The sequence below is a fragment of the Mycobacterium paraintracellulare genome, assembly GCF_000276825.1.
GTDB lineage: Bacteria > Actinomycetota > Actinomycetes > Mycobacteriales > Mycobacteriaceae > Mycobacterium > Mycobacterium intracellulare.
In genome coordinates, this window is record NC_016948.1 from 3,407,325 (window position 1) to 3,433,077 (window position 25,753).

22 protein-coding genes are annotated in these 25,753 nt (G+C 62.7%); 9 read left to right on the forward strand and 13 right to left on the reverse strand.

The genetic code is table 11. From position 1 onward, the window contains the following. Positions 1–83: 83 nt before the first annotated feature. From rfbF to OCQ_RS15425, 5 genes are read left to right on the forward strand one after another with little or no spacing between them, the layout of a single operon-like run. Positions 84–857, forward strand: coding sequence for a glucose-1-phosphate cytidylyltransferase (gene rfbF, locus OCQ_RS15405; RefSeq protein WP_014385164.1), 774 nt, complete (start codon positions 84–86; stop codon positions 855–857). Then, on the forward strand, positions 845–1,933 hold the full coding sequence (gene rfbG / locus OCQ_RS15410) for a CDP-glucose 4,6-dehydratase (RefSeq protein ID WP_232065664.1): 1,089 nt from the start codon (positions 845–847) through the stop codon (positions 1,931–1,933). The genes rfbF and rfbG overlap by 13 nt, the downstream gene beginning before the upstream one ends. Beyond that, complete coding sequence (locus OCQ_RS15415) at positions 1,918–2,481, forward strand: dTDP-4-dehydrorhamnose 3,5-epimerase family protein (RefSeq protein ID WP_232065607.1); 564 nt, start codon at positions 1,918–1,920, stop codon at positions 2,479–2,481. The genes rfbG and OCQ_RS15415 overlap by 16 nt, the downstream gene beginning before the upstream one ends. A 17-nt stretch (positions 2,482–2,498) precedes the next feature. Further along, positions 2,499–3,701 carry a class I SAM-dependent methyltransferase gene (locus tag OCQ_RS15420; RefSeq protein ID WP_014385167.1) on the forward strand — a complete coding sequence of 401 codons (1,203 nt, stop codon included), beginning with the start codon at positions 2,499–2,501 and terminating at the stop codon, positions 3,699–3,701. Beyond that, entirely contained in the window at positions 3,698–4,807 is a 1,110-nt protein-coding gene (locus tag OCQ_RS15425; RefSeq protein WP_014385168.1) for a DegT/DnrJ/EryC1/StrS family aminotransferase, read from the forward strand. The genes OCQ_RS15420 and OCQ_RS15425 overlap by 4 nt, the downstream gene beginning before the upstream one ends. Positions 4,808–4,859: 52 nt before the next feature. Here OCQ_RS15425 and OCQ_RS27110 read toward each other — a convergent pair whose 3' ends face one another. Further along, entirely contained in the window at positions 4,860–5,630 is a 771-nt protein-coding gene (locus OCQ_RS27110) for a formyltransferase family protein (protein ID WP_139826572.1), read from the reverse strand. Between the two features lie 457 nt (positions 5,631–6,087). Here OCQ_RS27110 and OCQ_RS15435 point away from each other — a divergent pair, with 457 nt between their 5' ends. Beyond that, positions 6,088–6,879 carry a cephalosporin hydroxylase family protein gene (locus tag OCQ_RS15435; RefSeq protein WP_014380411.1) on the forward strand — a complete coding sequence of 264 codons (792 nt, stop codon included), beginning with the start codon at positions 6,088–6,090 and terminating at the stop codon, positions 6,877–6,879. 123 nt (positions 6,880–7,002) lie between these two features. Here the strand turns inward: OCQ_RS15435 and OCQ_RS15440 are convergent, their stop codons facing one another. Next, entirely contained in the window at positions 7,003–7,872 is an 870-nt protein-coding gene (locus OCQ_RS15440) for a glycosyltransferase family 2 protein (protein ID WP_232065608.1), read from the reverse strand. Between the two features lie 881 nt (positions 7,873–8,753). On the opposite strand from OCQ_RS15440, the gene OCQ_RS15450 reads away from it, so the two are divergent. The 3 genes from OCQ_RS15450 (at position 8,754) to OCQ_RS15460 (ending at position 12,403) form a co-directional block, all read left to right on the forward strand. Beyond that, positions 8,754–9,806 carry a GDP-mannose 4,6-dehydratase gene (locus OCQ_RS15450; protein WP_232065609.1) on the forward strand — a complete coding sequence of 351 codons (1,053 nt, stop codon included), beginning with the start codon at positions 8,754–8,756 and terminating at the stop codon, positions 9,804–9,806. Beyond that, positions 9,803–10,888, forward strand: a complete 1,086-nt coding sequence (locus OCQ_RS15455) for a glycosyltransferase family 4 protein (RefSeq protein WP_014382797.1) — start codon at positions 9,803–9,805, stop codon at positions 10,886–10,888. Before OCQ_RS15450 ends, OCQ_RS15455 begins: the two co-directional genes overlap by 4 nt. Before the next feature lie 258 nt (positions 10,889–11,146). Continuing rightward, a complete protein-coding gene (locus OCQ_RS15460; protein WP_014385173.1) occupies positions 11,147–12,403 on the forward strand; it encodes a glycosyltransferase in 1,257 nt (418 codons plus the stop codon). Positions 12,404–12,410: 7 nt separating this feature from the next. Here the strand turns inward: OCQ_RS15460 and OCQ_RS15465 are convergent, their stop codons facing one another. The 11 genes from OCQ_RS15465 to lipL form a co-directional block, all read right to left on the reverse strand. After that, positions 12,411–13,190, reverse strand: coding sequence for an SDR family NAD(P)-dependent oxidoreductase (locus OCQ_RS15465; RefSeq protein ID WP_014380417.1), 780 nt, complete (start codon positions 13,188–13,190; stop codon positions 12,411–12,413). A 96-nt stretch (positions 13,191–13,286) separates the two neighbouring features. Then, positions 13,287–14,090: a class I SAM-dependent methyltransferase gene (locus OCQ_RS15470; RefSeq protein ID WP_009953302.1), complete on the reverse strand. Its 804-nt coding sequence runs from the start codon at positions 14,088–14,090 to the stop codon at positions 13,287–13,289. A 115-nt stretch (positions 14,091–14,205) separates the two neighbouring features. Continuing rightward, the gene (locus tag OCQ_RS15475; protein WP_009953300.1) at positions 14,206–15,012 is read right to left on the reverse strand and encodes a TylF/MycF/NovP-related O-methyltransferase; all 807 of its coding nucleotides are present in this window, start codon (positions 15,010–15,012) and stop codon (positions 14,206–14,208) included. A gap of 95 nt (positions 15,013–15,107) precedes the next feature. Then, a complete protein-coding gene (locus OCQ_RS15480) occupies positions 15,108–16,394 on the reverse strand; it encodes a glycosyltransferase (protein WP_080588027.1) in 1,287 nt (428 codons plus the stop codon). Positions 16,395–16,807: 413 nt separating this feature from the next. Next, a complete protein-coding gene (locus tag OCQ_RS15485; RefSeq protein ID WP_041785057.1) occupies positions 16,808–18,076 on the reverse strand; it encodes a glycosyltransferase in 1,269 nt (422 codons plus the stop codon). Between the two features lie 92 nt (positions 18,077–18,168). Further along, positions 18,169–18,975 (reverse strand): TylF/MycF/NovP-related O-methyltransferase, encoded by an 807-nt coding sequence (locus OCQ_RS15490; protein ID WP_026071337.1) that lies wholly within the window; start codon positions 18,973–18,975, stop codon positions 18,169–18,171. A 153-nt stretch (positions 18,976–19,128) separates the two neighbouring features. After that, positions 19,129–20,238, reverse strand: a complete 1,110-nt coding sequence (locus OCQ_RS15495; protein WP_014385176.1) for an NAD-dependent epimerase/dehydratase family protein — start codon at positions 20,236–20,238, stop codon at positions 19,129–19,131. Positions 20,239–20,419: 181 nt separating this feature from the next. Next, positions 20,420–21,412, reverse strand: a complete 993-nt coding sequence (locus tag OCQ_RS15500) for a sulfotransferase family protein (protein ID WP_014385177.1) — start codon at positions 21,410–21,412, stop codon at positions 20,420–20,422. A 360-nt stretch (positions 21,413–21,772) separates the two neighbouring features. Continuing rightward, positions 21,773–22,687, reverse strand: coding sequence for a sulfotransferase family protein (locus OCQ_RS15505; protein WP_014380423.1), 915 nt, complete (start codon positions 22,685–22,687; stop codon positions 21,773–21,775). A 323-nt stretch (positions 22,688–23,010) separates the two neighbouring features. Then, entirely contained in the window at positions 23,011–24,093 is a 1,083-nt protein-coding gene (locus OCQ_RS15510; protein WP_014385178.1) for an acyltransferase family protein, read from the reverse strand. Positions 24,094–24,458: 365 nt separating this feature from the next. Further along, positions 24,459–25,745: an esterase/beta-lactamase LipL gene (gene lipL, locus OCQ_RS15515; RefSeq protein ID WP_008257920.1), complete on the reverse strand. Its 1,287-nt coding sequence runs from the start codon at positions 25,743–25,745 to the stop codon at positions 24,459–24,461. Positions 25,746–25,753 lie beyond the last annotated feature (8 nt).

A 25,753-nucleotide genomic window follows, 5' to 3' on the forward strand; every position in this document is an offset into this window, starting at 1 on the left:
AGTCAGATGCCTCGTGGCACAGTGGGCCTGGTGCGGCGCGTTAGATCCGGAAGTAGCCGACGGAGCTGTCGAAAGGGATGCCAATGAAAGCCGTATTGTTGGCCGGCGGGCTTGGTACTCGCCTGAGTGAAGAAACCACGATCCGCCCCAAACCCATGGTGGAGATCGGCGGACGACCAATCCTATGGCACATCATGAAGCTCTACTCCCACCACGGTATCCACGATTTTATTGTGTGTTGCGGTTACAAGGGGTACGTGATCAAGGAATACTTCGCCAATTATTTCCTCCACATGTCGGACGTCACTTTTGATATGTCCGCCAACAAGATGGAAGTCCATCGGCACCATGCGGAGCCCTGGCGAGTGACGCTGGTGGATACGGGTGAGAACACCCTTACGGGCGGGCGGCTCAAGCGAGTGGAGGCCTACATCCGGGATGACGAAGCGTTTTGCTTTACTTATGGTGACGGGCTGAGCGACGTGAACATCGGCGCGAGCGTCGAATTCCACCGCCAACACGGCCGCCGCGCCACGGTTACCGCGGTGCTCCCGCCGGGACGCTATGGGGCCCTGGAGTGCGCCGGTGACCAAGTAACGGGCTTTGTCGAGAAGCCGCGAGGTGATGGCGGCCTCATCAATGGCGGATTTTTCGTCCTGTCGCCCTCGGTACTCGATTACATTGAGGGCGACCAGACCTCGTGGGAAGGCCCACCCTTGACCCGTCTCGCTGCCGATGGCGAAATGATGGCCTTCGAGCATTCCGGCTTCTGGCAGCCCATGGACACGCTACGGGACAAGAACATGCTCGAAGAACTCTGGAGTAGCGGCGAAGCGCCGTGGAAATGCTGGAATTGAACGCTTTCGGATCGGCGTATCGCGGGCGCCGCGTGTTGGTCACCGGTCATACCGGCTTCAAAGGCAGCTGGTTGTGTCTGTGGCTGCAATCGCTGGGCGCCGAAGTCACTGGCATCGCACTGGATCCGACGTCCGAGCCGAGCCATTGGAACCTACTGCAACTAGCGATCCAGGATCAACGCATCGACATCCGCGACGAAGCGGAAGTCCGTCGGGTATTCGACACTGCAAAACCCGAGATCGTATTCCATATGGCAGCACAGCCCTTGGTCCGTCGCTCCTACCGCGAGCCGATCGCCACCTGGGCCACCAATGTGATGGGCACTGCGCATGTGCTCGAGGCCGCCCGCCGCACACCGGACGTGCGTGCCATCGTCGTCGTCACGACCGACAAGTGCTACGAAAACCGCGAGTGGCCGTGGGCGTACCGAGAACGAGACCGCCTGGGAGGTCACGACCCCTACAGCGCGTCCAAGGCCGGCGCCGAGTTGGTGGCCGCGAGCTATCGGACCGCATTTCTGCAACAGCCGTCGGCACCGCTGCTCGCAACGGCCCGCGGCGGCAACGTGATTGGCGGTGGCGACTGGTCCGAGGACCGACTGATTCCAGACCTGGTGCGTTCGGTTGCCGCCCGCGAGCCCCTCGTCATTCGCTCGCCGCACGCGACGCGACCGTGGCAGCACGTATTGGATTGCCTCAGCGGTTATCTGGTGCTGGGTCAGCGACTCCTGGCGGGCGACGCTGCCTGCGCCGACGCGTGGAACTTTGGGCCGGACGGCGAAGGAAATCGGACCGTCGAGGAGGTGCTCAACGATCTTGCGCACAGCTGGCCGCAGCTGCGCTGGCAAGTGACATCTGATCCCCAGCCGCACGAGGCGGGCCTACTGCAATTGGACAGCGCCAAGGCGCGGATGCAGTTGGGGTGGCGTCCCGTGTGGAAGCTTGACCAGGCAATCCACCACACAGCCACCTGGTATCGCCTCCTGATGGAATCTGGTGCATTGCCGAGCGCCGAGGAACTGGAGGCCTACGTCGCCGATGCGGCCAGCGCGGGATTAGGTTGGGCGACAACATGAAAATCCTTGATACGCCGCTGGCCGGCGTCAAGATTGCGCAATCGGTACCCCACCGGGATGCCCGCGGCGCCTTCACCCGCCTCTTCTGTGCCGAGGAACTGCAGCCCGCGCTGGGCGAGCGGCAGATCGTGCAGATCAATCACTCCCGGACCAGCAGCGTCGGCGCCGTGCGCGGCATGCATTTCCAGCACCCGCCGCACGCGGAGATGAAGATGATCCGGTGCCTTCGCGGGCGGGTCGTGGACGTCGCGGTCGACCTACGCGCCGGATCCGCAACCTTCTTGCAGTGGCACGCCGTGGAACTGACCCAGGACGACGCGCAAATGCTAGTCATCCCTGAGGGTTTCGCCCACGGCTTCCAGGTGTTGGAGCCCGACAGCGAGTTGCTCTACCTGCACACCGCGTTCTATAACCCGGCCTCTGAGGGAGGTATACGGCACGACGATCCGCGGCTCGCCATTACGTGGCCGTTGCCGCCACAAGACCTTTCGCCCCGTGACCTTTCCCATCCGCTATTGAGTGCCGATTTCACCGGAGTCGCCTTATGAAATGCCGACACTGCGACATGGCGTTGGAACACAGCTTTGTGGACCTGGGCTTTGCGCCCCCCTCCAACGCCTATGTCTACGCTGAGCAGCTGTCCAATCCCGAGGTGCACTACCCGCTGCGCGTGAGGGTGTGTCACCGGTGCTGGTTGGTGCAGACCGAGGACTACGCCCAGGCTGAGGAATTGTTCAGCGCCGACTACGCCTACTTCTCCAGCACTTCGAGCAGTTGGCTCGATCACGCCGCCGACTACGCGCGCATGATCACCGACCGGCTGCAGCTTGGGCCCGAGCGTTTCGTCATCGAGGTCGCGTCTAACGACGGCTATCTTCTGAAAAACTTTGTGGCAGCGGGGATTCCCTGCCTGGGAATCGAGCCGACGGCAAGCACGGCCGCGGCAGCCGAGGCGCTGGGCATCCCAGTCATGCGGGAATTCTTCGGTGAAGCCCTAGGCCGCCGGCTGGCAGATGAAGGACGGTGCGCGGATCTGATCGCGGGCAATAATGTGTACGCACACGTGCCCGATATCAACGACTTCACCCGGGGATTGGCTGCAGCGCTTAAACCGGAAGGCACTGTCACACTTGAATTTCCGCACCTTGTCCCATTGATCGAGCAGACCCAGTTCGACACGATCTACCACGAGCATTTCTCCTACCTGTCACTCACCGCGGTGGCCGGCATCTTCGCCAAAGCCGGCCTGCGCGTGTGGGATGTCGAGGAGCTGCCAACTCACGGCAGTAGCCTACGGGTATATGGCTGCCACACCGACGCAGCGATCGTCACAACGGAGCGCGTCGCCGCGCTGCTCGCGCGCGAGGCCGAGTTCGGGGTGACTCGGCTGGAGACCTACACCGAATTCCAGAAGCGAACCGACCGGGTGAAGGACGATCTGGTGGCCTTTCTGATCGAACAGAAGCGTGCCGGCCGACGAGTGGCCGCCTACGGAGCGGCCGCCAAAGGTAACACCTTGCTGAACTACGCCGGTATCAGGCCCGACCTGTTGCCCTACGTCTGTGACGCCGCACCATCCAAGCAAGGGAAATTCCTGCCGGGAAGCCACATTCCAATCCGCGCGCCGCAGGCGCTGTGGGAAAATTCGCCAGACTACGTGGTGATCCTGCCCAGGAACATCGCTCAAGAAGTGCGGACGCAGCTGAAAGATCTTGCCGAGGCAGGTGCGATTTTCGTGACGGCGGTTCCTGAATTGAGCTTCCTGTGAAGCCCCGTATCGCGTACACCAAGCCGTCGATCACCGACCTCGAGGTGCGCTACGCCACCGATGCCGCCGCCAACGGCTGGGGCGAGCAGTGCTATGCCTACATCGGGAGGTTCGAGAACTCGTATAAGGAGCACCTCGGCGTCAAGCACGCGATCGCCACGTCGAGTTGCACGGGCGCGCTGCACATGGGCATGGCTGCGCTCGGAATCGGGCCCGGCGACGAGGTCATCATGGCCGACACCAACTGGATCGCCTCGGCGGCGCCGATCGTCCACCTGGGGGCCAAGCCCGTCTTCGTTGACATCCTGCCCGAGAGTTGGTGCGTCGACCCGGAATTGGCCGAAGCCGCCATCACGCCGCGCACCAAAGCCATTCTCGCGGTGCATTTGTACGGAAACCTCTGCGAGATGGATCGCCTCTTGGCTATCGGAGAGAAGCACGGTATCCCGGTCATCGAGGATGCCGCCGAAGCCATCGGTTCGATCTACTACGGCAAGCGCGCCGGTTCGATGGGCTGCTTTGGAACCTTTTCGTTTCATGGCACCAAGACGGTCACCACCGGTGAGGGCGGCATGTTCGTCACCAACGACGACGATCTGTATGAGAAAGTGCTCACCTTGAGCAACCACGGACGCGCACGCAGCCAGACCAAGCAGTTCTGGCCAGACGTAGTGGGCTTCAAGTACAAAATGTCCAATATCCAGGCAGCGATCGGATGCGCACAAATGGAACGCATCGAAGCCTTGACGTCGCGGAAACGAGAAATCTTCCACGCTTACAGCGATGGGCTGGCCGGCGTCGAAGGCATATCGATGAACCCCGAGCCGGCGGGGACGCAAAACGGATTCTGGATGCCGACCGTCGTTTTCGATGAAGCGACGGGCATCACCGCAGCGGATCTGACCGCGGCTTTTGCCGCGGAGAACATTGATGCCCGGGTTTTCTTCCATCCGTTGTCGGTGATCCCACCTTTCGCAGGATCGTTGGGAGGGAAGTGGTCCGGCGATATCCCCAACCGCGCCATCAACATCCCCAGTTTCCATGACATCACCGACGCGGAGCAGCGCCGAGTTGTCCAGGTAATTAGGGCGATTCGTGGTGCATGAGAGTGCGTCCGGGCGATCGGAATCGATAACCCGAGGGTGACGTCGATTAGGTCTACGTAACCTTGTCGATGGTGACCCTGGCCTCGTAAACATCCTCGCCGTCGGTAAAGCGGCACGCAGGATGCGGAGGAAAGGTCCGGGCACGCAGGCGGTTCAGCACCTCTCTGGCCGTAGTCGGCGCATCGAGGTCGATGACGCTGGCCGGCTCGAGCTGCTTGCGATAGTGCAGACTGCCGACGTCTGACTGCGGAATCCGTGGGATTTCGCCGTGCACGATCGTCGGGAGGGCTTCTGCAAAAAGCTCCACCATTTCGGTGAGGGCCTTGTGGTAGAGCGTTCCTCCCGTGTCCGACCAGGACACCGGTATTTCCTTCTGGAAGGCGATTTCGCCAGCATCGATCGCGGCATTCACGTGGTGAAGTGTCACGCCAAAGGGGACGCTTTCGACAATTGCCCAAAAATTGGGATCTTTTCCCCGACAATACGGAAGCAGGCTTGGGTGAGTGTTGAGAATGACTGGCGCCGCATCCAGGATCCCTCCTTTGAGCAAATACGGCCACCAAGCCAGAATGATGACGTCGAGCTGCTTAGAGAGAAGCCAGTTCGCTCTCTCCGATTCACCCTGTTCCTGCCAGAGTTTCGCTTCACATCCCTCGGGGATGTCGAACTCATCGGGGATCGCTTCGTTGTCGGTTATCAGCGCAATGACACTTTCCGGCGCATAAGCGAGCAATTTCTCGAGACAGGAATAGCCGGCCTTCCCATTCGCAAAAATGCCGATGCGCTTCGTTGCCCTGTCACTGAAACGGTCGCTGTTCTCCATCTTCGTTGCCGGTCAGACCGTCTTCTTCGCAACCCGGTGCGGAGCGTCCAGGACGTGCTTCACGTCGTCCTCCGTCATCTCGTGTTTGCTCGGCAAGTTGGTCGGGCCGTCCGGAGATCGTAGCTAACTTCATTCGCGGGAAGGGACTCGCACGCCGGCATCGAGCCGGCCGGCAAGAAGGACAACCGCGCATCGATCTTTTCAGCGCTGAGGGTTTCCTGCAATCGATCACGCATCGCCAAGGCTGCGTGGCCCCGACCGGCTCGCATCTTGTACTTCGGGCCAATCGTCGGGCCGGCATGGCTTCCCGGCGCAAATTCCGGGTGCGGACACTGCCGGCTCGAATCGACGCCGTCTCGGGCAGGAAGACCCTGAAAATCGACACAAGTATCATCCTCACCGGTGGGGCTCGGGTCTCGACCCCGCTTGAGCTGGGGCCTTGAATCACCTTAGGAGCATGAACGTGTCCGAACACACTCAGACAGAACATCAGCGGAGCGTGGTCGAGAATGTGGAGGCTCTGGCCAACGACCAAGAAATCGCTCGCCTAACTTCCGAATGGACCGACCGAAGCCTCACGCGCCGCTATTCGTACAACTTCGAGTGGCTCGGCCGGCCGATCATCCAATACCCGCAGGACATGGTCTGTCTGCAGGAATTGATTTGGAGGATTAAGCCTAGCGTGATCGTCGAGACGGGAATCGCGCATGGAGGTTCATTGATCCTCAGCGCTTCCATGCTCTCGCTGCTTGACGTGTGCGACGCGATCACCAATGACACACCTCTTGACGTGCGGACTCCCAGCCGGCAAGTCGTCGGCGTCGATATCGAGATACGGCCTCATAATCGGGCTGCGATCGAAGCCCACCCGATGTATAAATACATTTCGATGATCGAAGGATCCAGCATCGACCCGGACATCATTCAACAGGTTCACGATCTGGCGCGCTGTGATGGCCCTGTGCTCGTCTGTCTCGACAGCAACCACACGCATGAGCATGTCCTCGCCGAATTGTCGGCCTATGCACCTCTAGTGACGCCGGATAGCTATTGCGTGGTTTTCGATACCATCATCGAGGACTTGGGCGCGGACAAGTTCCCCGACCGGCCGTGGGGCCCTGGCAACAACCCGAAGACGGCAGTCTGGGAATTTCTCAAGTCGCATTCCGAGTTCGAGATTGACCGCAAAATTCCGCAAAGATTACAAGTAACCATGGCGCCGGACGGGTTTCTGCGCAGGATCCGGTGACGTGCGGCTTCTTAGCAAGGCTGCGACAGCCCGGCAAGCTCTGTAGGAGACCGTGGGCAGCTGAACCAACAGCTTTGATACCCAGGCGATAACAGATTCGACTTACTTGATGCTGCGCAGCATTCAGTTGCCCCTCGGCATTGGGCGTAGACCGGCCTTGTACCGCTGATACAACGCGGTGAATACTCTCCCATAGGCCACGCGCCAATTGAGTGCCACGAGCCGAGACAATAGTGACACCCTGTCGGTCAGGGGGAAAGACTTAGCCAATTTGAGCGCGTAGGCCGAGAAAGTGAAGAACGGCAGTACAGCTTCGATGCGGCGACCTCGGAGAACACGGTATGCGTCCGCGCGGCTGCTGGCTCCCGACACACCGAGTTCCAACCAGCCGCCATCGGTTCGATTTATGTTTCCACGCGAGGCAAGGAACAGATCGATCGCCCAATCTGCCGCCCAGAATGACTGACCGATGACATCACATTGGCGCAGGATCGCGGTCCGAACCACAGAGTAGTACACAGCTTGAGATTGCCAGCAATGGTCCATAAAGCCCGCAAAGCGTTCGCCCGGAGTGCCGACAAGCGAGAAGGTGACATTGTCCGCTTCAGCCTGCCCCATGAACCTGTTCGGGCAGGTTGACGCTACATAGTCGACATTTTCCTCCAGGAAGTTGATATTCAACTCCAAGAAATTGTCTGACCGCGTATCGTCTGCGGCAAGCCAATGAAAATATTCACCGACTGCTTTATCCAAAACGAACTTGAAATTGGCAGCGGCGCCAATATTGTTTTCCTGGCGAAAGTACTTTATTCGGGGATTAATTGCAGCCATTTCTCGACAGATTTGAGCTGTATTATCTGTGGACGCATTGTCGGAGATGATCACCTCGTAGTCGCGGAACGACTGAGAATTTATAGATCTGAGGGCCTGCTCAAGAGACGCCCCGCCATTGTAGACGGGAATGCCGACACTTATTCGAACTTGGCCATTCACGTTCACATCTTTCTGCGCAGGAACCCGCGCGGCGCCACTGACATCAGCAGCTTATTGTCCAGGGAGTCATCGATCTCGAACTCCACACGGTTCTCAAGGTACTTCCAAAACGACGGTTTTCGGGTTGTCACGGTGCCCCCAGGGACGATCCGGATGGGCACCGACCCGGCAGGGCTTCGACAATCGTCGCCGCAATATCCTGCGGAGCCCCCAAGCGCGGCGAAATGGTATGAGTATCGAGCACTAGTGGACGCGGAAATCCATTGAGAAGAGAGGAGGGTAAGCCCACATACAGCGCCAACTTTTTCGTGCTCGTTCACGGGCGCTTTCCTATCTCAATTCGCACTCCGTACTGCTCCCTATCCCGAAACCAACATCCTCGAACGGCTCAGCATAACTTCGCCGTACAAACGCCTGCGCCGCCATGTAGATCACCAGAGCCGGGTTGGCGATGCGCAATGACCCCACGAGTTTAACGGCTCTTCCGAAATGAGAGTGCGTGGTTGGTTGGTTGATCACGGTGAATGCGTGTCGCTGAGTTGAGGTGGGACCTCGGTGCGTGACGATTCGGGTTCCTACACTCGACCGCCACACCACCGAGGTTGCCCGTGTCTGAGGCCAGTGCCTGCCCGCTCAACGTTGTTGCCGACACGATCATGCGCACGATTGAGTTTGGTGACGATCACTGGTGCGGCGATCGCCCAGGAGCTGACCTGGATCGACTGCGGTGAGACCGGCCAACTGCATGATCATGTCGAACGAGTGCCAATCTGCCGGTGGTGGGCCATCGACCCGGTTGCGGGTGCGCCTACCCGGCTTCACCTGCGGCAACGACAGGTGCACGATCACGATCTTTCGCCAGCGCACCGACGGAGGTTGGATTGCTCATCGGTCCAACCGTGGCGTACGTTCGGACTGTTCTTTCCTTCGGTACTTTTGGTGGTGCGGGCGATCCCCAGGAGGGTTTATTGCGAGCGCTTGTCTGCGGCATTTCAGGCCAAGATGGCGCTTATCTGGCGCGCCTGCTGCTCGACAAAGGTTACGAGGTAATCGGCACGTCGCGAGACGCTCAGATCGGTGGCTTCCCCAACCTGGTGCGGCTCGGAGTCCGGGATCATGTTCGCCTGGAATCCATGGCGGCCAATGACTTCCGCAGCGTGCTCAACGTACTGCGGGAAACCGAACCCCAAGAGATTTACAACCTAGCCGGCCAAAGCTCAGTCGGGCTATCGTTTGAACAGCCGGTGGAAACCCTGGACAGCATGGCCGTCGGCACGATCAATCTGCTCGAAGCGATACGTTTTCTGGATAAGCCCGTCCGCTTTTACAGCGCCGGCTCCAGTGAATGCTTCGGAGACACCGAAGGCCAGCCGGCAAATGAGCAAACCCCCTTCCGCCCCCGCAGCCCCTACGCCGTAGCGAAAAGCACAGCACACTGGCTGGTCGCCAACTACCGGGAGGCATACGGGCTGCACGCCAGCACCGGCATATTGTTCAACCATGAATCGCCGTTGCGCCCCGAGCGTTTCGTGACCAAGAAGATTGTGGCCGCCGCGGTCCGCATCGCCAAAGGCGAGCGCTCACGTTTGACGCTGGGCAACATTGCCATCAAACGAGACTGGGGATGGGCACCTGAATATGTCGACGCGATGTGGCGCATGTTGCAGCAACCCAGCGGCTCAGACTTCGTGATCGCCACCGGACAAAGCCACACTCTCGAAGAATTCGCACAGACCGCCTTTAATCACCTCGGTCTTGACTGGCGAGAACATACCGATCTTTCCGAGGCGCTTAGGCGCCCTTCCGATCTCACCGGAGGGCTCGGCGATGCGTCCCGAGCACGAGACGTGCTCGGCTGGTCGCCGACCTACCGAATGCACGACGTCGTCAAAGCCATGGTTGAGGCCGAACACACGGGAGTGAAGCCCCTATGAAAGTCGCATTCGACCATCACATCTTCGCTTACCAGCGATACGGTGGTGTTTCACGCTATTTCGTCGAACTGGCAAGCCGCCTTCCCGCCCACGGCGTGGAGGCATCGGTCATCGCCCCACTGCACATCAACAACTACCTGGCGAACGACTCCGCCCGCGGCCTCACGCGGGGCAAGTACGTGCGCTCCGAATTCGCAGGCATCCCCCTTGCGCTCGGACTGACAAACCGGTTGGCTGCGCCCCTAGCATGGAGGGGAGCCAATCCCGACATCGTGCACGAAACCTATTTCTCCGCCAAACCATTGGGTAAGGCACGGCGCCGCGTCGTCACGGTCTACGACATGATCCACGAGCTCTTCATGCCTAACGCCAAACTTGCGATCGCCGCCAAGCGCGCGGCGGTCAAACGCGCCGACCACATCATCTGCATCTCCGAGAACACCAGGCAAGACCTGGTACGTCTTCACGATATCGACCCAGCGCGCACCAGTGTCGTGCACCTTGGCTATTCGCTGACTGCCGAAGCTGACTCGGCACAGGACGGTTTACGCGGACAAAGACCGACGCTCTTGTACGTCGGACTGCGAGGGGGATATAAGAATTTCAGCACGTTGCTGCAGGCGTATAGCAGCTCTCCGGTACTGCGGGAATTCGAATTGATAGCCTTCGGCGGACCCCCGTTGCGCCGCGACGAGCAGGAAGAAATCAATCGGCTGGGGATCGGCGACCAGGTGCGTTTCGAGTCAGGCACCGACCGCGAACTCGCGGCACATTACCAGGCGGCCGCCGCGTTCATCTGCCCCTCAAAATACGAAGGATTCGGGATTCCACCCCTCGAAGCCATGAGCCACGGGTGCCCGGTTGTGTGCAGCAACGCAGGATCGATCCCCGAAGTAGTCGCAGACGCAGGCGCATATTTCGATCCCAATAGCCCCGAGGAATTACGCACTACTCTTGAGCGCGTCGCAACCGACGAGGCCCTGCAAGCAGACCTGCGAGCGCGTGGATATGAACGCCTCGCCGCCTTCTCCTGGGACAAGTGCGCCGCAGACACGGCACGAATCTATCGCGAAATCGTCTGACTGAAGGGCCGTGCGACACCCGATGCCTGGGCAACCTGTTGACTTGGCCCATTCTCCGCGGTCAACCGCTTCCGAGCACCATCAGTAATCGGCGCCACCGTCGCGGACAGTGTCGACGACACAGGGGCGACATCGCTCACGCGGTAAGCTGCCCGCTGATTTCACAGTCTTCTTCACGCTGGAGATGCGCTGATTAGCTAGTCTCAGCACAACGACCAGACCGATTCGAAGTCAAGGAACACAAGGCTGGGACCCACAATGAAGTTTGCCCTGGCGAGTTACGGAACTCGCGGCGACATCGAGCCTTCCGCCGCCGTGGGTCGCGAACTGGTGCGCCGAGGGCACGACGTACGACTGGCCGTCCCCCCGGAACTGGTTGCCTTCGTCGAATCGACCGGGCTGGTAGCCGTTCCTTACGGCCCCAAAGTGCAGGAGTTCCTCGACGAGGAATTCCTGCGGAACATGTGGGCGGATTTCTTCCGCAATCCGATCAGGCAGCTGCCCAAAGTTTGGGACCCGATCATCAAGTATTGGCCGGACGTGAGCACGACGCTGAAGTCGCTCGCGGATGGGGCCGACTTGCTCACCACCGGCCTGAATTTCGAGCAGGCCGCCGCCAATGTGGCTGAGTACTACGACATTCCGTTGGCCTCGTTGCATCACTTCCCCATGCGCGCCAACGGCCGCCTGGTGCCCAGCATGCCGGCCCCTTTGGTCCGCTCGACGATGACGGCGATCGAGTGGCTGTTTTGGCGCTCGACGATGAAGGTCGACAATGCGCAGCGCCAAGAACTCGGGCTGCCCGAGGCGACACATCGTTCGCAGCGACGAATCGCCGACCACGGTTGGCTGGAAATCCAAACCTACGACGACGTGTTTTTTCCCGGCCTGGCCGCCGAATGGGCGAAATGGGGTAGCCGCCGTCCGTTCGTCGGCGCACTCACCATGGAGTTGGCGACCGACGCCGACGACGATGTCGTCTCGTGGATCGCCTCGGGAACACCACCCATCTGCTTCGGGTCCGGGAGCATACCGGTCGAATCCCCCACCGCCACCGTCGAAATGATCGGTGCGGCCTGCGCACAGCTGGGCGAGCGGGCGCTCATTTGCTTCGGCGGCACAGAGTTCAGCGACGTGCCGCATTTCGACCACGTCAAAGTCGTCGGCCCGGTCAACTACTCGTCCATCTTCCCCGCCTGCCGTGCCGTCGTTCATCACGGTGGTTCGGGCACCACGGCCGCGAGCCTGCGCGCGGGAATCCCCACCTTGGCCCTGTGGAGTTCGGCCGATCAGCCGTATTGGGCGGCCCAGATCAAACGCTTGAAAGTAGGTGCCGCCCGACGCTTTTCGGCCACCACCCCACGCTCGCTGGTGGCGGACCTGCGTACCATCCTCGCCCCGGACTACGCGACCAGAGCCCGGGAACTCTCCGCCCGGATGAGCAAGCCCGCCGAGAGCATCGGGACCACCGCCGACCTCTTGGAGGAGGCCGTCCGCCGGAAAGTGGTTGGCTGAGGCCGCCTTATCGCCGCCCGGCGGGGGTGGAATTTATCCGACTGGCGACCGCCTTGAGCGAATCGGGCAGGAAACGCAGGGCCACACCCACGGTCTTGGTGGTCAGAGATCCGCCGACGACCTTGCGGTCGCCGCGCATCATCGCCTCGAAACCCTGCCTGGCAACCTCGGCCGGGTCATCCTTCGGCTTTTGCCCCGCACGCGTCTCGTCCATACCCGCGCGGTTGAAGAAGTTGGTCTCGATGGTGCCGGGCAGCAGGGAGGTGATAGTGATTCCGGTATCACGCAATTCGTCCTGCAAGGCCCCGGCGAAGGACTGAACGAACGACTTGGAGGCGTGATAAACCGCCTCGAAAGGCCCGGGCGCCATCGACGCCAGCGACGACGTGAGCAGCACCCTCCCCGCGCCGCTCCGGGTCATGTTGCGCAGCACCAGCTTGGCCAGGTGCACGGTCGAGCGCACGTTGAGGTCGATGATGGACATATCGTGCGCCAGGTCGCCCTCGACGAAGCTTCCCCCGCCGCCGATGCCGGCGTTCAGCGCGGCTGCATCGATCGGACGATCACCCTCTGTGGCCTGCCGATAGAGCTTTTCGACGCCTTCCGGGGTGCGTAGGTCAACCTGTACCGGCCGGACATCGACGCCCCACCGGGATAACGTGGTGGACGCTGGGTAGATGCCGTCGTTTTCGGCCGCCACCACCAGGTCATATCCCCGCTCGGCAAACAGCTCCGCTAGCTCGAGACCAATTCCACTGGACGCGCCGGTGATCAATGCTAATGCCATAGCAGAGGCCTACCCGTGTGAAAGAACGTGAAACCAGATCGCGCGGGCAACTCGAGGTTCGGCGCGCTAAAACCCTTGGGAGAAGGCCTGGTTCGCCTAGCGTGCAGGCTTGATGAGCAGGCCCTGGCCCGTGGGCAATGTGCAGATTTTCACACCCAGCTCGCCGGCAACTTCGTCCATGGCGGCGCGCTGCTCGTCGCGTCCCCGGTTGGCGTAGTCATCCAGCAGCACGAACGCACCCGGGGTGAGCCGCGGCCAAAAGAACCGGAGCGCAGCGACTTCGGGGGGAGCGCAGTTCATGTCGATGTGCAGATACGCCACCGACGGCGCATCGACCTGCTCCAGTGTCTCGGGAACCGCGCCGACGATGATGCGCTGGTTTTTCCATTGCGCGAAATTGGCGCGGACGCTGTCAACGCCGTTCACGTACATCCCGTTGCGCAGATGCCCTTTGCTAGTCTCCAGCGCCCCGGCCCGCCGTTCGTTCTCGGTGACGAACCGCGGATCGAGACCGGCGAAGGTGTCAAGCAAATAGAACGTCTTGCCCAGCCGATCCCAGTCGAGGTACTCCATGATGGCGCTGCTCAAGAACCCGTAACTGACGCCGCACTCGACGAAATCGCCCTCGAGCTTGCTGGCGCTGGCCGCCGCCCACAGCCCCACGTGCACGCGCCATTGCCACTGGTACCAATCCTCGTTGCCCAGGGAGCGGGCGCCACGCTGGTAAGCGCGCTGGAATTCGGGATCATCCAGAAACGCGTGAAAGTTGTTGAACGTGATCAACGCGTCGTTGGCGTAGACGTCGGGCAACAGTGTGCGCGCGAGCCAGTATTCGGTGCGCACCCACCACATCCGCAGGCGGGTGCCGGTTGTCAGCCCTGGTGCCACGGCGGCAACCATAGCATCGGCACGTACCCCGTCCGGTGCAAACGGAATCGGTTCATCATGATCGTGTTCCGCCCATCCCGCACCGAAGGGCAAATCGTCTCGTACACCTAGAGTTTCAGCGATCTCTTTAGGACTTACGCCATAGCACGCCGGTGCCGTCGATCTCGACGATCTCGTCGGTCACGCCGTGCTTGTCGCGGTAGTCCGTCACCGCCTGCGCGCACGCCTTGATCGCGTGGTAGTCGTCGACGATGCAAAAGCCTCCGGGCGACAGCCGCGGGTAGAGCGCGTCGAGCGCCTGAATCGTCGACTCGTAAAGGTCGCCGTCAAGCCGCAACACCGAAATCCGGTCGATCGGGGCGTCCTGCAGGGTGTCCTTGAACCAGCCCGGAAGAAAACGCACCTGGTCGTCCAACAAACCGTAGCGCTCGAAATTGGCCTTGACGTGCTCTTGCGGCACACCCAGGATGCGCGCGTGGCGATGCAGCCGGATTCCTTTATCCGCCTTGTAATTGACGGTATCGGGTGGCGGCACTCCGGCGAACGAATCGCACAACCACACGGTTCGCTTCTCGTCTCCATAGGCGGCCAATACGGCGCGCATCAAGATCGAGGCGCCGCCGCGCCACACACCGCACTCGACCAGATCGCCGGGCACGTCGTCTTCCAGAACCGTCTCGACGCAGTGCTGCAGGCTGGTCAACCGCTGCATGCCGATCATCGTCAAGGCGTCCGCCGGCCAGTCCAGGCCCAAGTCGCGGGCATCCTTGTTGAATGGCCGCTTGCGCACCAGCAGCAAGTTACGCGTGCTGAAGAGGGGACGTCCCAAGCGGTACAACCCCACCGGCACCAACTCGTCGCTGCCATACCTGGTGAGGTCACGCCGGAGCAGATCGAGGTATGCAAACCGCGTGTCGTGATCAGTCACCGCCATAACTGCCCCTAACTCCGCGTGCCAGTAATACCGGTAGAGAGCCTAGACGCCCCTCCACGCCATCAATGCGTTTCGCTGTATCCGTCACCGGTTGCTCAGCGACTTCGCTCGGTGGATACCCCGGGAACACAGCGCCCCGAACGAGCGAATTCTTCCAACAGATCGACGGCGCGCCCTGCGCTCTCGGCGGGCTTACTCATCCGGGTCGCCAGCTCACGGGCGCGGGTGGTGTACTCCGGGGCAAGGATCGTCCGCAGATCGGCAATCAGAGTTTCAGGGGTGGCGCTCGAGAACCGCCGGGATGTGCCTACCTTCAGTTGCTTGACACGCGACCCCCACATCGGCTGGTCGCCGGCCGTCCAGAGGATCAGCGAAGGGATCCCCGCGCGCAGACCGGCGGCCGTGGTCCCCGAGCCGCCGTGATGAACGACCGCGCGACAGGCGGGGAAAATTTTCGTGTAGTTGACCACGCCGACGACCTTGACGTGGTCCAACTGGGGGACGTCGCTGAAGTCGCTCCAGCCGGAGCAGATCAACGCCCGCTCCCCCAACTCCGCGCAGGCGGCGCCGATCATTCTCACCGTGTCGGCGGGTGATTCGGCGACCGGCATGCTGCCGAAACCGAAGCAGATCGGAGGCGTGCCCTGGGCGATCCACGCCAACACCTCGTCATCGCAATCGGTCGTCAGTTCCATGGTCAACGAGCCCACAAACGGCCGCTGACCACCCCACTTCGCCCATTCGTCGGCCAGCCCGGGAAAGCACACGTCGTCGTAGGCCTGGATTTCCAGCGAACCCCGCTCGGCGATCCGCCGCGGCGAGGCCACCGTTGCAGTGGGAAGGCCGAGCTCGCGCCGCTGACGATCCTCGGCCTTCTTGTTCATCCGCCAGCACATCCAGTCGTACACGGCCATTCCGGTGCGGACCATGGGCGCGGGCACCCCCGGTACGACCCTGCCGTTGGGCCGCATCGGGATGTAGTGCAGTGTGGCCATCGGAATGCCGTAGTAGTCGGCGACGTTGATCGCCAAATCCTGGTAAAGCTGCCCGGTGAACAGCAAATCGGCTCCGGCACCCACCGACATCAGCGCCGCGCTCATTTCCTGCCAGTTTTTCAGTACCGGTTCCCAGGCTTCCCGTATCAACTTGACCGGGCCCCGGATGAAGTTCTTGAAGAAGTCGCGGATGAACTCGTCGCTCCAAAAGTCATGCATGTCCGGCCCGTACGGAATCGCCGGCACACCGGCCTCCTCGGCCAGATCGACAAGATTGGGCGGCACGGCCATGCGTACCGAGTGGCCTCTGCGCATCAGTTCACGACCGATGGTGAGGCAAGGCTCGATATCGCCACGCGTTCCATAACTTGCCACAGCAAATTTCATCGCGACTTTACCTTAGTCAATCTCCGACGGCGCGGGCAACTTTGACTGCGGCGTTTCCGCTCGGTAATCTACGGCCCGCCATTTACCCTGGGGCGCAGTCGGCGTCATTGGTTGTCGTTGTTCCGCAACGGATTTGGCACCCCGCGGCCACGCGGGATGGTAACGGCGCACCGGAGTAGCCGAGTGCGACAAAGCCAACCTCATCGGCCTTTCCCCCCGACCGTAGAACTATGACGACCCGTGGGCAGTGTGGCTGAAGCCCAGGTGTCGTCGCCTGATCTTTCCGTAGTCTGCCAGACTATCGACATCGTGTCCGCGAAAACGGGAAGTCGACCCGGATCCATCCGCGCACCGAAACCGATAGCAAAATCGACTATTCCCCCAGCACAACGGCCCTGAACCTGTTTGCTGCGTCAGGCGCGACTCCGCGAGCTGGCAAACTTTTCCACCACATCGGCGGCCTTGACGACGCTGTCCGCCGGCTTGGTCATCTGGGCGGCGATCTCGCGAGCGCGCCGTGCGTAATCCGGGGCGAGGATCCGGCTCAGATCCTCCACCAATGTTTTGCGATCGGTGGCCGAAAACCGCCGCGTGGTACCAACTTTCAGCCGCTTGAGCTGAGCTCCCCAGATGGTTTGATTGGCATCCATCGACAGAATCAGCGTCGGCACCCCGGCGCGCAGGCTGGCGGCCGTGGTTCCCGAGCCGCCGTGGTGAACGACGGCGCGGCAGGCGGGAAAGATCGTCGCGTAATTCACCGGCCCCACCACTTTGACGTGATCGGCGAGCGGGACGTCGCTGAAGTCGCTCCTCCCGGCGCAGATCAACGCTCGCTCGCCGAGCTGCGTGCAGGCGGAGCTGATCATGTCGACGGTATCGGCCGGAGATTCCACCGGCATGCTGCCGAAGCCGAAGCAAATCGGCGGTGTCCCCGCGTGAATCCAGGACATCACGTCGTCGTCGGCCTCCGTGGTCAACTCCATCGTCAACGTTCCGACGAAGGGTCGCAGGCCGTCCCATTTCGCCCATTCATCGGCCAGCCCGGGGAAGCAGGCCTCGTCATAGGCCTGGATTTCCAGTGATCCGCGCTCGGCGATCCGCCGCGGTGACGGCGCCGTCGCCTTCGGCAACCCGAGTCGCCTGCGCTGGGTGTCCTCGACCTTCTTGTTCAGGCGCCAGCAGTACCAGTCGAACGCCGTCATCGCCGAGCGCGCCAACGGCGGCGGCAGGATCGCAACGACCTGGCCATTGGGCCGCATGGGAACGTGATGCAAGGTGGCCAGCGGAAGGTCGTAAAACTCCGCGACGTTGGCGGCGGTCTCCTGGTAGCTCTGGCCGGCGAACAGCAGGTCGGCGCCGTCCGCGAGCGACATCAGCGTCGTGTTCATCTGCGCCCAGCACTGGTCGCTGAGATCCCACATCTCGCGCCACATGCCGCGCATCTCCTGGATCTTCCAGAATCCGCGGAAGAACGAGGTCCAGAAGTTGCGGTAGACGTCCAGCCAGGTCTGCGAGTCCAGCCCGTAAGGGACCGCGGTCAGCCCGGCCGCTTCGGTGAAGCTCACCGAGTCGGGCGGGACGGCCATGACCATGTCATGGCCCCTGCGCTGCAGCTCGCGGGCGACCACCACGGAGGGCTCGATGTCGCCGCGCGTTCCGTAGCTGGCCAGCACACATTTCATCGCGGATCCAAGCCCTTCGGTTGCGCCATCACGGTGATGCACCGATCACTTTAGATAGCGCCGAATCCCCACTGCACCGGTTTGCGCGATCGTCACGGCTTGCGCCACAGCACGCCGGTGCCGTCGATTTCCTCGATCTCTGCGGTCACGCCGTGCGCCGTGCGGTAATCGGCCACGGCCTGCCGGCATGCGTCGATGGCGTGGTAATCGTCGATGATGCAATACCCGCCGGATGAGAGCCGCGGGTAGAGGGCGTCGAGGGCCTGGATCGTCGACTCGTAAAGGTCGCCATCGAGACGCAACACGGAGATGCTTTCGATCGGGGCGTCCTGCAGGGTGTCTTTGAACCAGCCCGGTACGAAACGAACGCGGTCATCGAGTAATCCGTAGTGTTCGAAATTCGCCCTGACCTGCGCTTCGGACACCGCGAGCACCCCGGCGGCGCGATGCAAATTGATGCCTTTGTCGGCTTCGTAGTGCGCGGCGTCCGGCGGCGGCACCCCTTCGAACGAATCGCATAGCCACACGGATCGCTTCTCGTCCCCGTAGGCGGACAACACGGCGCGCATCAGAATCGACGCCCCACCGCGCCACACACCGCACTCGACCAGGTCACCGGGGACGTCTTCCGTCAGAACCGTTTCCACGCAGCGCTGCAGGCTGGTCAACCGCTGCATGCCGATCATCGTCAAGGCATCCGCCGGCCAATCCAGGCCCAACTTTCGCGCATGCTCGTTGAACGGACGCTTGCGGACCAGCATCAGGTTGCGGGTGCTGAAAAGAGGGCGCCCCAGACGGTCCCAGCCCACCGGCACCAACTCGTCGCTGCCGTACCGGGTGAGGTTACGTCGCAGCAGGTCAAGGTAGGCGGATCTGGTGTCGAGGAACGGAGATCGCATGTCACGATCGGCCACGGTCAAAGCTGCCCCCTGGTTCAAAATGAAAGGACTGGCGTGGGTGGTCCCGTCCCTGCCCCTACCGGGGAGTAGCAACCATCATAGGCGTTAATAAGCACTGCCCCGGCTTCCAGCAGTCACACCAGACCGCAGTTCTCAGCGGCGTCCCGCCTGTTCAACGACGGGGCGGCCCGATTCGTTCGATCCGGCGGCGGCTTCGGGCCGCTCGGCGATCCAGTCGAGCAGCGCGCGCAAACCGTCATCGAGCGAACGCTCGGGGCGCCAACCGAGCTCGTTGATCGCCGGCTCGATGTCGCAGCTCGCTGCGCGCACGTCGCCGTCGCGGAATTTCGGGACGACGGTCGGTTCGGGCGCGCCACACATGGCGGCGATCTTGTTGGCCAGCTCGTGGATGGTGGTGGCCTGGCCGGACCCGATGTCGAGGCAGCGCGGCTGGGTCGCCGGGCGCTGGACCGCCGCGAACAGGGCGTCGACGACAGCGTCGATGTAGACGAAATCGCGCACGATGCGGCCGTCCTCGTAGACCTCCAACGCAAGCCCCTGGCGCGCCAACCGCGCGAAGAGGGCGACGATTCCTGTGTACGAGTTGGTCAGCGACTGCCCGGGGCCGTAGACGTTCTGCAGACGCAGCACGCTGAGGTTGGTGTCGCGCGCGGACGTCCAGGCGGCCAGCAGGTGTTCCTGGGCGAGCTTGGTCGCCGCGTACACGTTGGTGGGCCGGGGTTCGGTGCGGTCGGCGCGGCTGGGCAGCGGCACCGCCTGTTCACCCGCGGGTCCTTGCGGATCCCAGCGGCCCGCGACGAGCTGCGCGTGACTGCGAGGTGGCGGGTAGAAGATGTGCGAGCCGGACTGCCATGAGCCCTCGCCGTACACCGCCCGCGATGACGCCAGGACGAGTTGGTCGGGCACGTGTCCCGAGCGGCTCAAGGCGTCCAGGAGTTGGGTGGTGCCGACGACGTTCACTGAGCCGTGCCGCGTCGCCTCGGACAGCGATTGCGCGGTTCCCGTCTCGGCGGCCAGGTGGACGACTTGGGACGGGCGGAACATCCGCAGCACCGCGTCGAAGTCGGGCGCGTGGGTGACGTCGCCGGTGAACAACCGCACCGACGGCGGCAGTTCGATCGGCCGATCTCCCCCGTGCACCTGCGGATGCAGCACGTCCATCACGGCGACGTCGTATCCGGCCTCGATGAGACGACGGGCGAGCGCCGACCCGATGAATCCCGCCCCACCGGTGATGAGCACGGACGCTGACACGAATCGACGCCTCCCGTTTGCGATGCTGAGGAAAACATGCGATCGGCACGCTCGCCGAGATCGCGGTCCGGTCGATCATAACGGGGACTTACCGCCGCATCAGGGGATTCCTTGCGGATAGGCGGCGCATCGGGGGCCGCACGAGGCCACGCCACATGCACGAAAGGCGCTACGCCCAAGTCCCCCTGTGCCGGTGGGCCATTGCGACGACCTCCATCACCGGCCTCGCGATGGCCGGCCGGAGAAGCCGGAACAGCATGCTGTTGGACAAGCCGTGAAAGTCCTCGTACGCCTTACGGAAATCACGCTCGCTGGACCGGTAGGACTCGAAAACGCGGTCCAACGCTGACATGTCGATCGGATCGTCCTGCGCGGCATCGCGAAGCGCTTCATAGACCGTGGAAATCCAATCGGCGCCGAACAGATCCGTCACCGCGCCACAGTGCCGCTGCCGATGCAAGCCTGGCGTGAGGAACCCCTCGATGGCGTCCTCGTCCTCGGCGTGCAGTTCGACCGGCAACTCCGCGGAGATGCGCTTCATTTCCCGGCGCCAGTCGTCGAGCAGGTTCGCGTAGTCGACGAATACCCGCGGTACGCCGCGCGAATTTCGTTCGGCGAGGATGTTGCATTTCAACCACAAGGCGCTCGCTAGCGCGGGAGAGACGTGCCAGGACTTCGCGATAGACGAAATGACCTCCTGCGGATGACGTACCGCGATCACCGAGGCGACGTCGAATCCGGCCACGCGTGCCGCCTCGAACCACAGATCGGACAGTGTCGTGATTCTGGGTTCCTTGATCACCACGAGCGGCGCCGCCGGCAGCGTGGACAGGTACTCCCCGACCTTGGCGACGCAGGCCTTCTTTTCTTTGGTGGGTGAAACGTCGTCCAGGAAGCGAAGCGAGGGGTCGTACCAATTGGTCCCGAGACGGCGCAGGATCGTTTCGTTGAGCGAAATGGCCGCTCGCGGTTCCCAATACCCGAGCGGGTTGTTGGCGTCCGCGCCCAGCATCGCAGCCGGCAGCGTGCCACCGCACAGCGAGAGCACCCGAGTGAGCGCCGACGTTCCCGACCGTTGCGGTCCCAGCACGAAGAGGGCAACCGGGCGGTTCCCGGAGCCGACGGGGCGATCGACGGGCTTGGTCATCCGGGCCAATCTCATCGCGAATCCAACCTTTCACTGGCCGTGCGCCTGAACGACTTTCGGAGTTCGGTTGATATCCAGGGGTTTCCGACTTGGTGCACGCGCGATCCATGCGCGTAGCAACCGTTGGGAATCGACACCGTCGCGCACACTACGGTGTCAGAGAGCTAGATCGCAGCCTGCTCAACAACTTTGGCAAAGAGGAAGCGATATACCGCGCTCCTCACACGAGTCACGGCTGACTTGTGACCGGCAACTTCTGCCCCCCGGTGAGAACCTTCGAATCATTTCGCCCGCTAAGGACTATAGCCCCGTGCGATGGACCAAGGCGGCCTTTTTACGAACCTGTTTTTCTTACTTAATCTTTGACGGCGTGACCTACGCCCAGGCCCCGCGGTGCCGGTGCACCACCGCGGCGATCTCGAGGATCCGCTTCACGATGAACGGCCGAAACACCCGGCGAAGCAGGCTGTTGGTGCGGGCGTGGAATTCCGTGAAGGCCATGCGGAAATCACGCTCGCCGGCCTGATACGACTCGAAAACCCGGTCCAAAGTCGCTGCGTGCAGGGGGTTGTCCTGCGCGGCCCCGTGCAGCGCCTCGTAGACGGCGGAGACCCAGTCCGCACCGAAATGGTCCGCCACCGGGCCGCCGTATCGCTGGCGTCGAAGCTCCGGGGTGAGAAATTCCTCGACGGCGCTCTCGTCGACGGTGTCCAGATCGATTTCCAGCGCGGCGGCGACGCGCTTCACCTCTCGATGCCAGTCGTCGAGAAGGTTGCCGTAGTCGACGAACACGCGCGGGATCCCGCGGGTGTGCCGCTCGGCGAGCAGGTTGTACTTCAGCCACAATGCGCTGGACAGCTCCGGCGAGGTGTCCACGTACTTCGCCGCCGAGGCGACAACCTCTTGCGGATGGCGCACCGCAATCACGGCGGCGATGTCGAAGCCGACCTGGCGCGCCGCCTCGAACCACAGGCCCGACAGCGCCGTGATCCTCGGCTCCTTGATGACCACCAGCGGCGCCGCCGGCAGTGTGCCCAGATACGCCGCGATCTCCGCGATCCAGGCCGCCTTCTCGTCGGCGCCGAACGCGCACTCCTCCTGCAGGCGCAGCGTCGGGTCGTACCAATTGCTGCCGTGGCGGCGCATGATCGTCTCGTTGAGCATGATCGCCGCCCGCGGCTCCCAATAACCGCGCGGATTGTTCCCGTCGGCGCCACACATTCCGGCCGGGAGCGTGCTACCGCACAGCGACAAAACCCGGGTCAGCGCCGACGTTCCGGACCGCGCCATTCCCAACACGAACAGCGCAACCGGACGGACGGCGGTTGCTTGGCGGGCGGATGACCCTGTTAGATCGGCGGGTTGGCTCGTCCGGGAAGCTGTCATCGGTGGCCCACACCTTTCAGTTGCGCGTCATGTGGCCCCCGGGATCACGGGTCATTATCCATGAGTTTGCAATTTGTGGGGCAAAGTTCAATTACGCGCTTCCGGCAACGCCGTCGCCGACCACGAGGCGCGTTCAGCAACGCGCATTAATCATTCGGTCTGGACGACTTTTCATCTCTAGGTAAAGGTGAGATCGAGGCTAATGCGGCGCGGAATCCGCAAGGAACCTAGTCGCCGGTGACGATCTGCGCGGACGGTTGCGCGTCATCGACCACGCCGTCGTGTTCACGCGCTTTGCGCTTGAAGCGGGATTTGAGCGCAAGCGCACGCTTTTCCACCAGGAACCAGCTCAGTGCGGCCAGTGGCAGGGTGGCGACGGCGGCAAGAACGGCGAACGCGACTGGTGGGACGACACCCAGTCCGCAGATCACCAACAGCTGCTGAATGGGCCACGCGTAGATGTACACGCCATAGGACAGGTCCGTGCGTAAACGCATGCGCTGGTTGTGGATCAGCGCTCCCGAAACGATGACGGCATAGGCCAGTGGGATGGCCGCCACTACCCGATAGTTCGGCACCAGCAAGCCGGCCACCACCACGATGGCCGCGCTCACGGCAACAAGTGACCACCGGGCGGGAATCATGTCTTGGAATTGATGCAGAACCGCTCCCGCTGCGAAGACGAGGGCGAAACGCGTGATCATCTGCGGGATCGTCTCCACCGCTCCCACCGGGTAAGACACAAGCGCCGCACCCACCAAGAACAGTGCGAACACCACCGGAGCGGGCCAGCGGCGTTTGAGGAGTCCGGCCACACCGGCAACAGCGATGGCGATGTAGCAGAGGAATTCGAATACGAGGGTCCACAGGACGCCGTCCCAGACGCCCGGGAAGGGGACGTTTCGGGGTGTTCCGTCGATACCGGTGTGATAGACGTTCAGCACGGCGTTGTTCAGCACATACGCGAACGGCGCGGGAGACAGCAGCAACCTGGCGGGCGAGCCTCCTTGGATCGCCACGCTGAGCGGGGCGATGACAAATGCCACCACGGCCAGGCAGACCCACAGCCCGGGGAAGATGCGAAGAACACGGGCGACGAAGTACTCGCGAAGGCGCGGGTTGCGCACCCAGCTCGCCGTGATGAGGAACCCCGATATCGCGAAGAATCCGTCCACCCACACTTGGGTGAGCAGCTGTTCCACCGGCGGGTAGATCTTGCGGCCGGTGAGAGACCAGGAGTGTTGCAGGATGACGCCAGACGCCAGCACCAGGCGCCAAACGTTGAGCGCGTTGTTTCGGGTGTCGAACACCTGGGCGAGCGTCGAGCCCGCCGACCCTCGCCGCTTTGGCCGGCGGTTGACGGTTGCATCGGGGCCAGAGACTGTCGGGTGCGCGCTCACCTGAACGATTCTCGCTGCCCGGCGCCCGGGTGCCAAAATCGCGGTCGAGGCATCAGCACACCCGCAAAAGCGGGATTACCGGCGGGCATTGTTTTCGCGCAACGCCGCGGCAATTTGCGGAAATGAACTGAGCAAACATCCCGCACAGATTACATCGCATGCGAACAACCGCACATGGGCTTTCGACCACCGTCATTCGAACCGGCGAGTCGATTTAAGCGCCCCCGTAAATTACGCGGTCATTTGCATCGCCGGAACTCACCGTCTGCCCGCTTTCAGCCCGCGACGGCCCCCGGCTCGCAGAACGGCGCCCCGAACTCGGTGACCGGGCGGAATCCGCGTTTGCGGGCCTTGTCCGCGGCCCTGCGGATCAGCGCATAGATCCCGACGAACGCCGCGTGGTCACTCATCACGAGCGGCGTCAGCAGACGGTTGTGCACCAGCGCGAACGCCACCCCCGAGGCCGGGTCGGCCCATCCGACCGAACCGCCCATCCCGACGTGACCGAAGCCGGGCATCACGCCGCCGATCGGCAGACTGTGATAACCGAGGTGGAATGCCAACGGCACGTAGATGTTTCGGTCCGGCCGCAGGCTGCGCTCGCCCGTCAGGCCTGCCGTCAGGTCGCGGGAGAGGAATCGGATGCCGTCGACCTCGCCACCGTTGGCGATGGCGCCGTACATCCGCGCCAGGCCGCGCGCCGTGGCCACACCGTTGGCCGCCGGGATCTCGGCGTCGAGCAGCGGGGTGTCGCCCTGCACCGCCGCGACCATGCCCGGGAAATAGATCGACCGGAAGCCGCCGGAGAGCTCGTTGGCGACCTTGCGGGAGACGTAGTTGACGAGCGAACTGCCCAGCAGGTTCTGCGGCGCGACGATCTCGGCGACCCGCGTCGGGCATCCGGCCGGCGGCCGGCCCAGGTACAGGCCGTCGACGCCCAGCGGCTCGGCCAGTTCCTCGCGAATCAGCGTCCGCATCCCTTTACCGGTCACCGCCCGGCCCAGACCCGACATTAGCCAGCCGAAGGTCAGCGCGTGGTATGCGGATTTGCCGAACAGCCGCCCCGGAGCCGCCGCCGCCAGCCGCTCCTCCATCACCACGTGATCCAGGAGGTCTTCCTTGGTGGCGCCGCGCAGCCCCGAGAGGCCGGCCTGGTGGCTCATCACCTGGCGCACGGTCATGTCGGCCTTGCCGTTGGCGGCGAACTCGCGCCAATACTCGGCGACCGGGGCGTCGTAGTCGATCAGCCCCCGGTCAGCGAGCCGGTGGATGACGGTGGCGGCCATTCCCTTGGTCGCGGAGAACACCATCGGGGCGGTGTTCTCCGACCACGGCCGCTGCCCGCCCCGGTCGGCAAACCCCGTCCAGACGTCCACGACGGGCTGGCCGTCCACATAGACGGCCAACGCCCCGCCACCGAACCGGCGGGCCGGAAACATGCTGGAAAAGCTACGAACGACGCACCCGAAGTGTGAGTCCGCCGCGCCGGACACACGGTGACCTGCGTCAAGGTCATCGTGGACACGGACCGCGCGGCGATTGACTCGGCTATCCACCGTCACACTTTTGA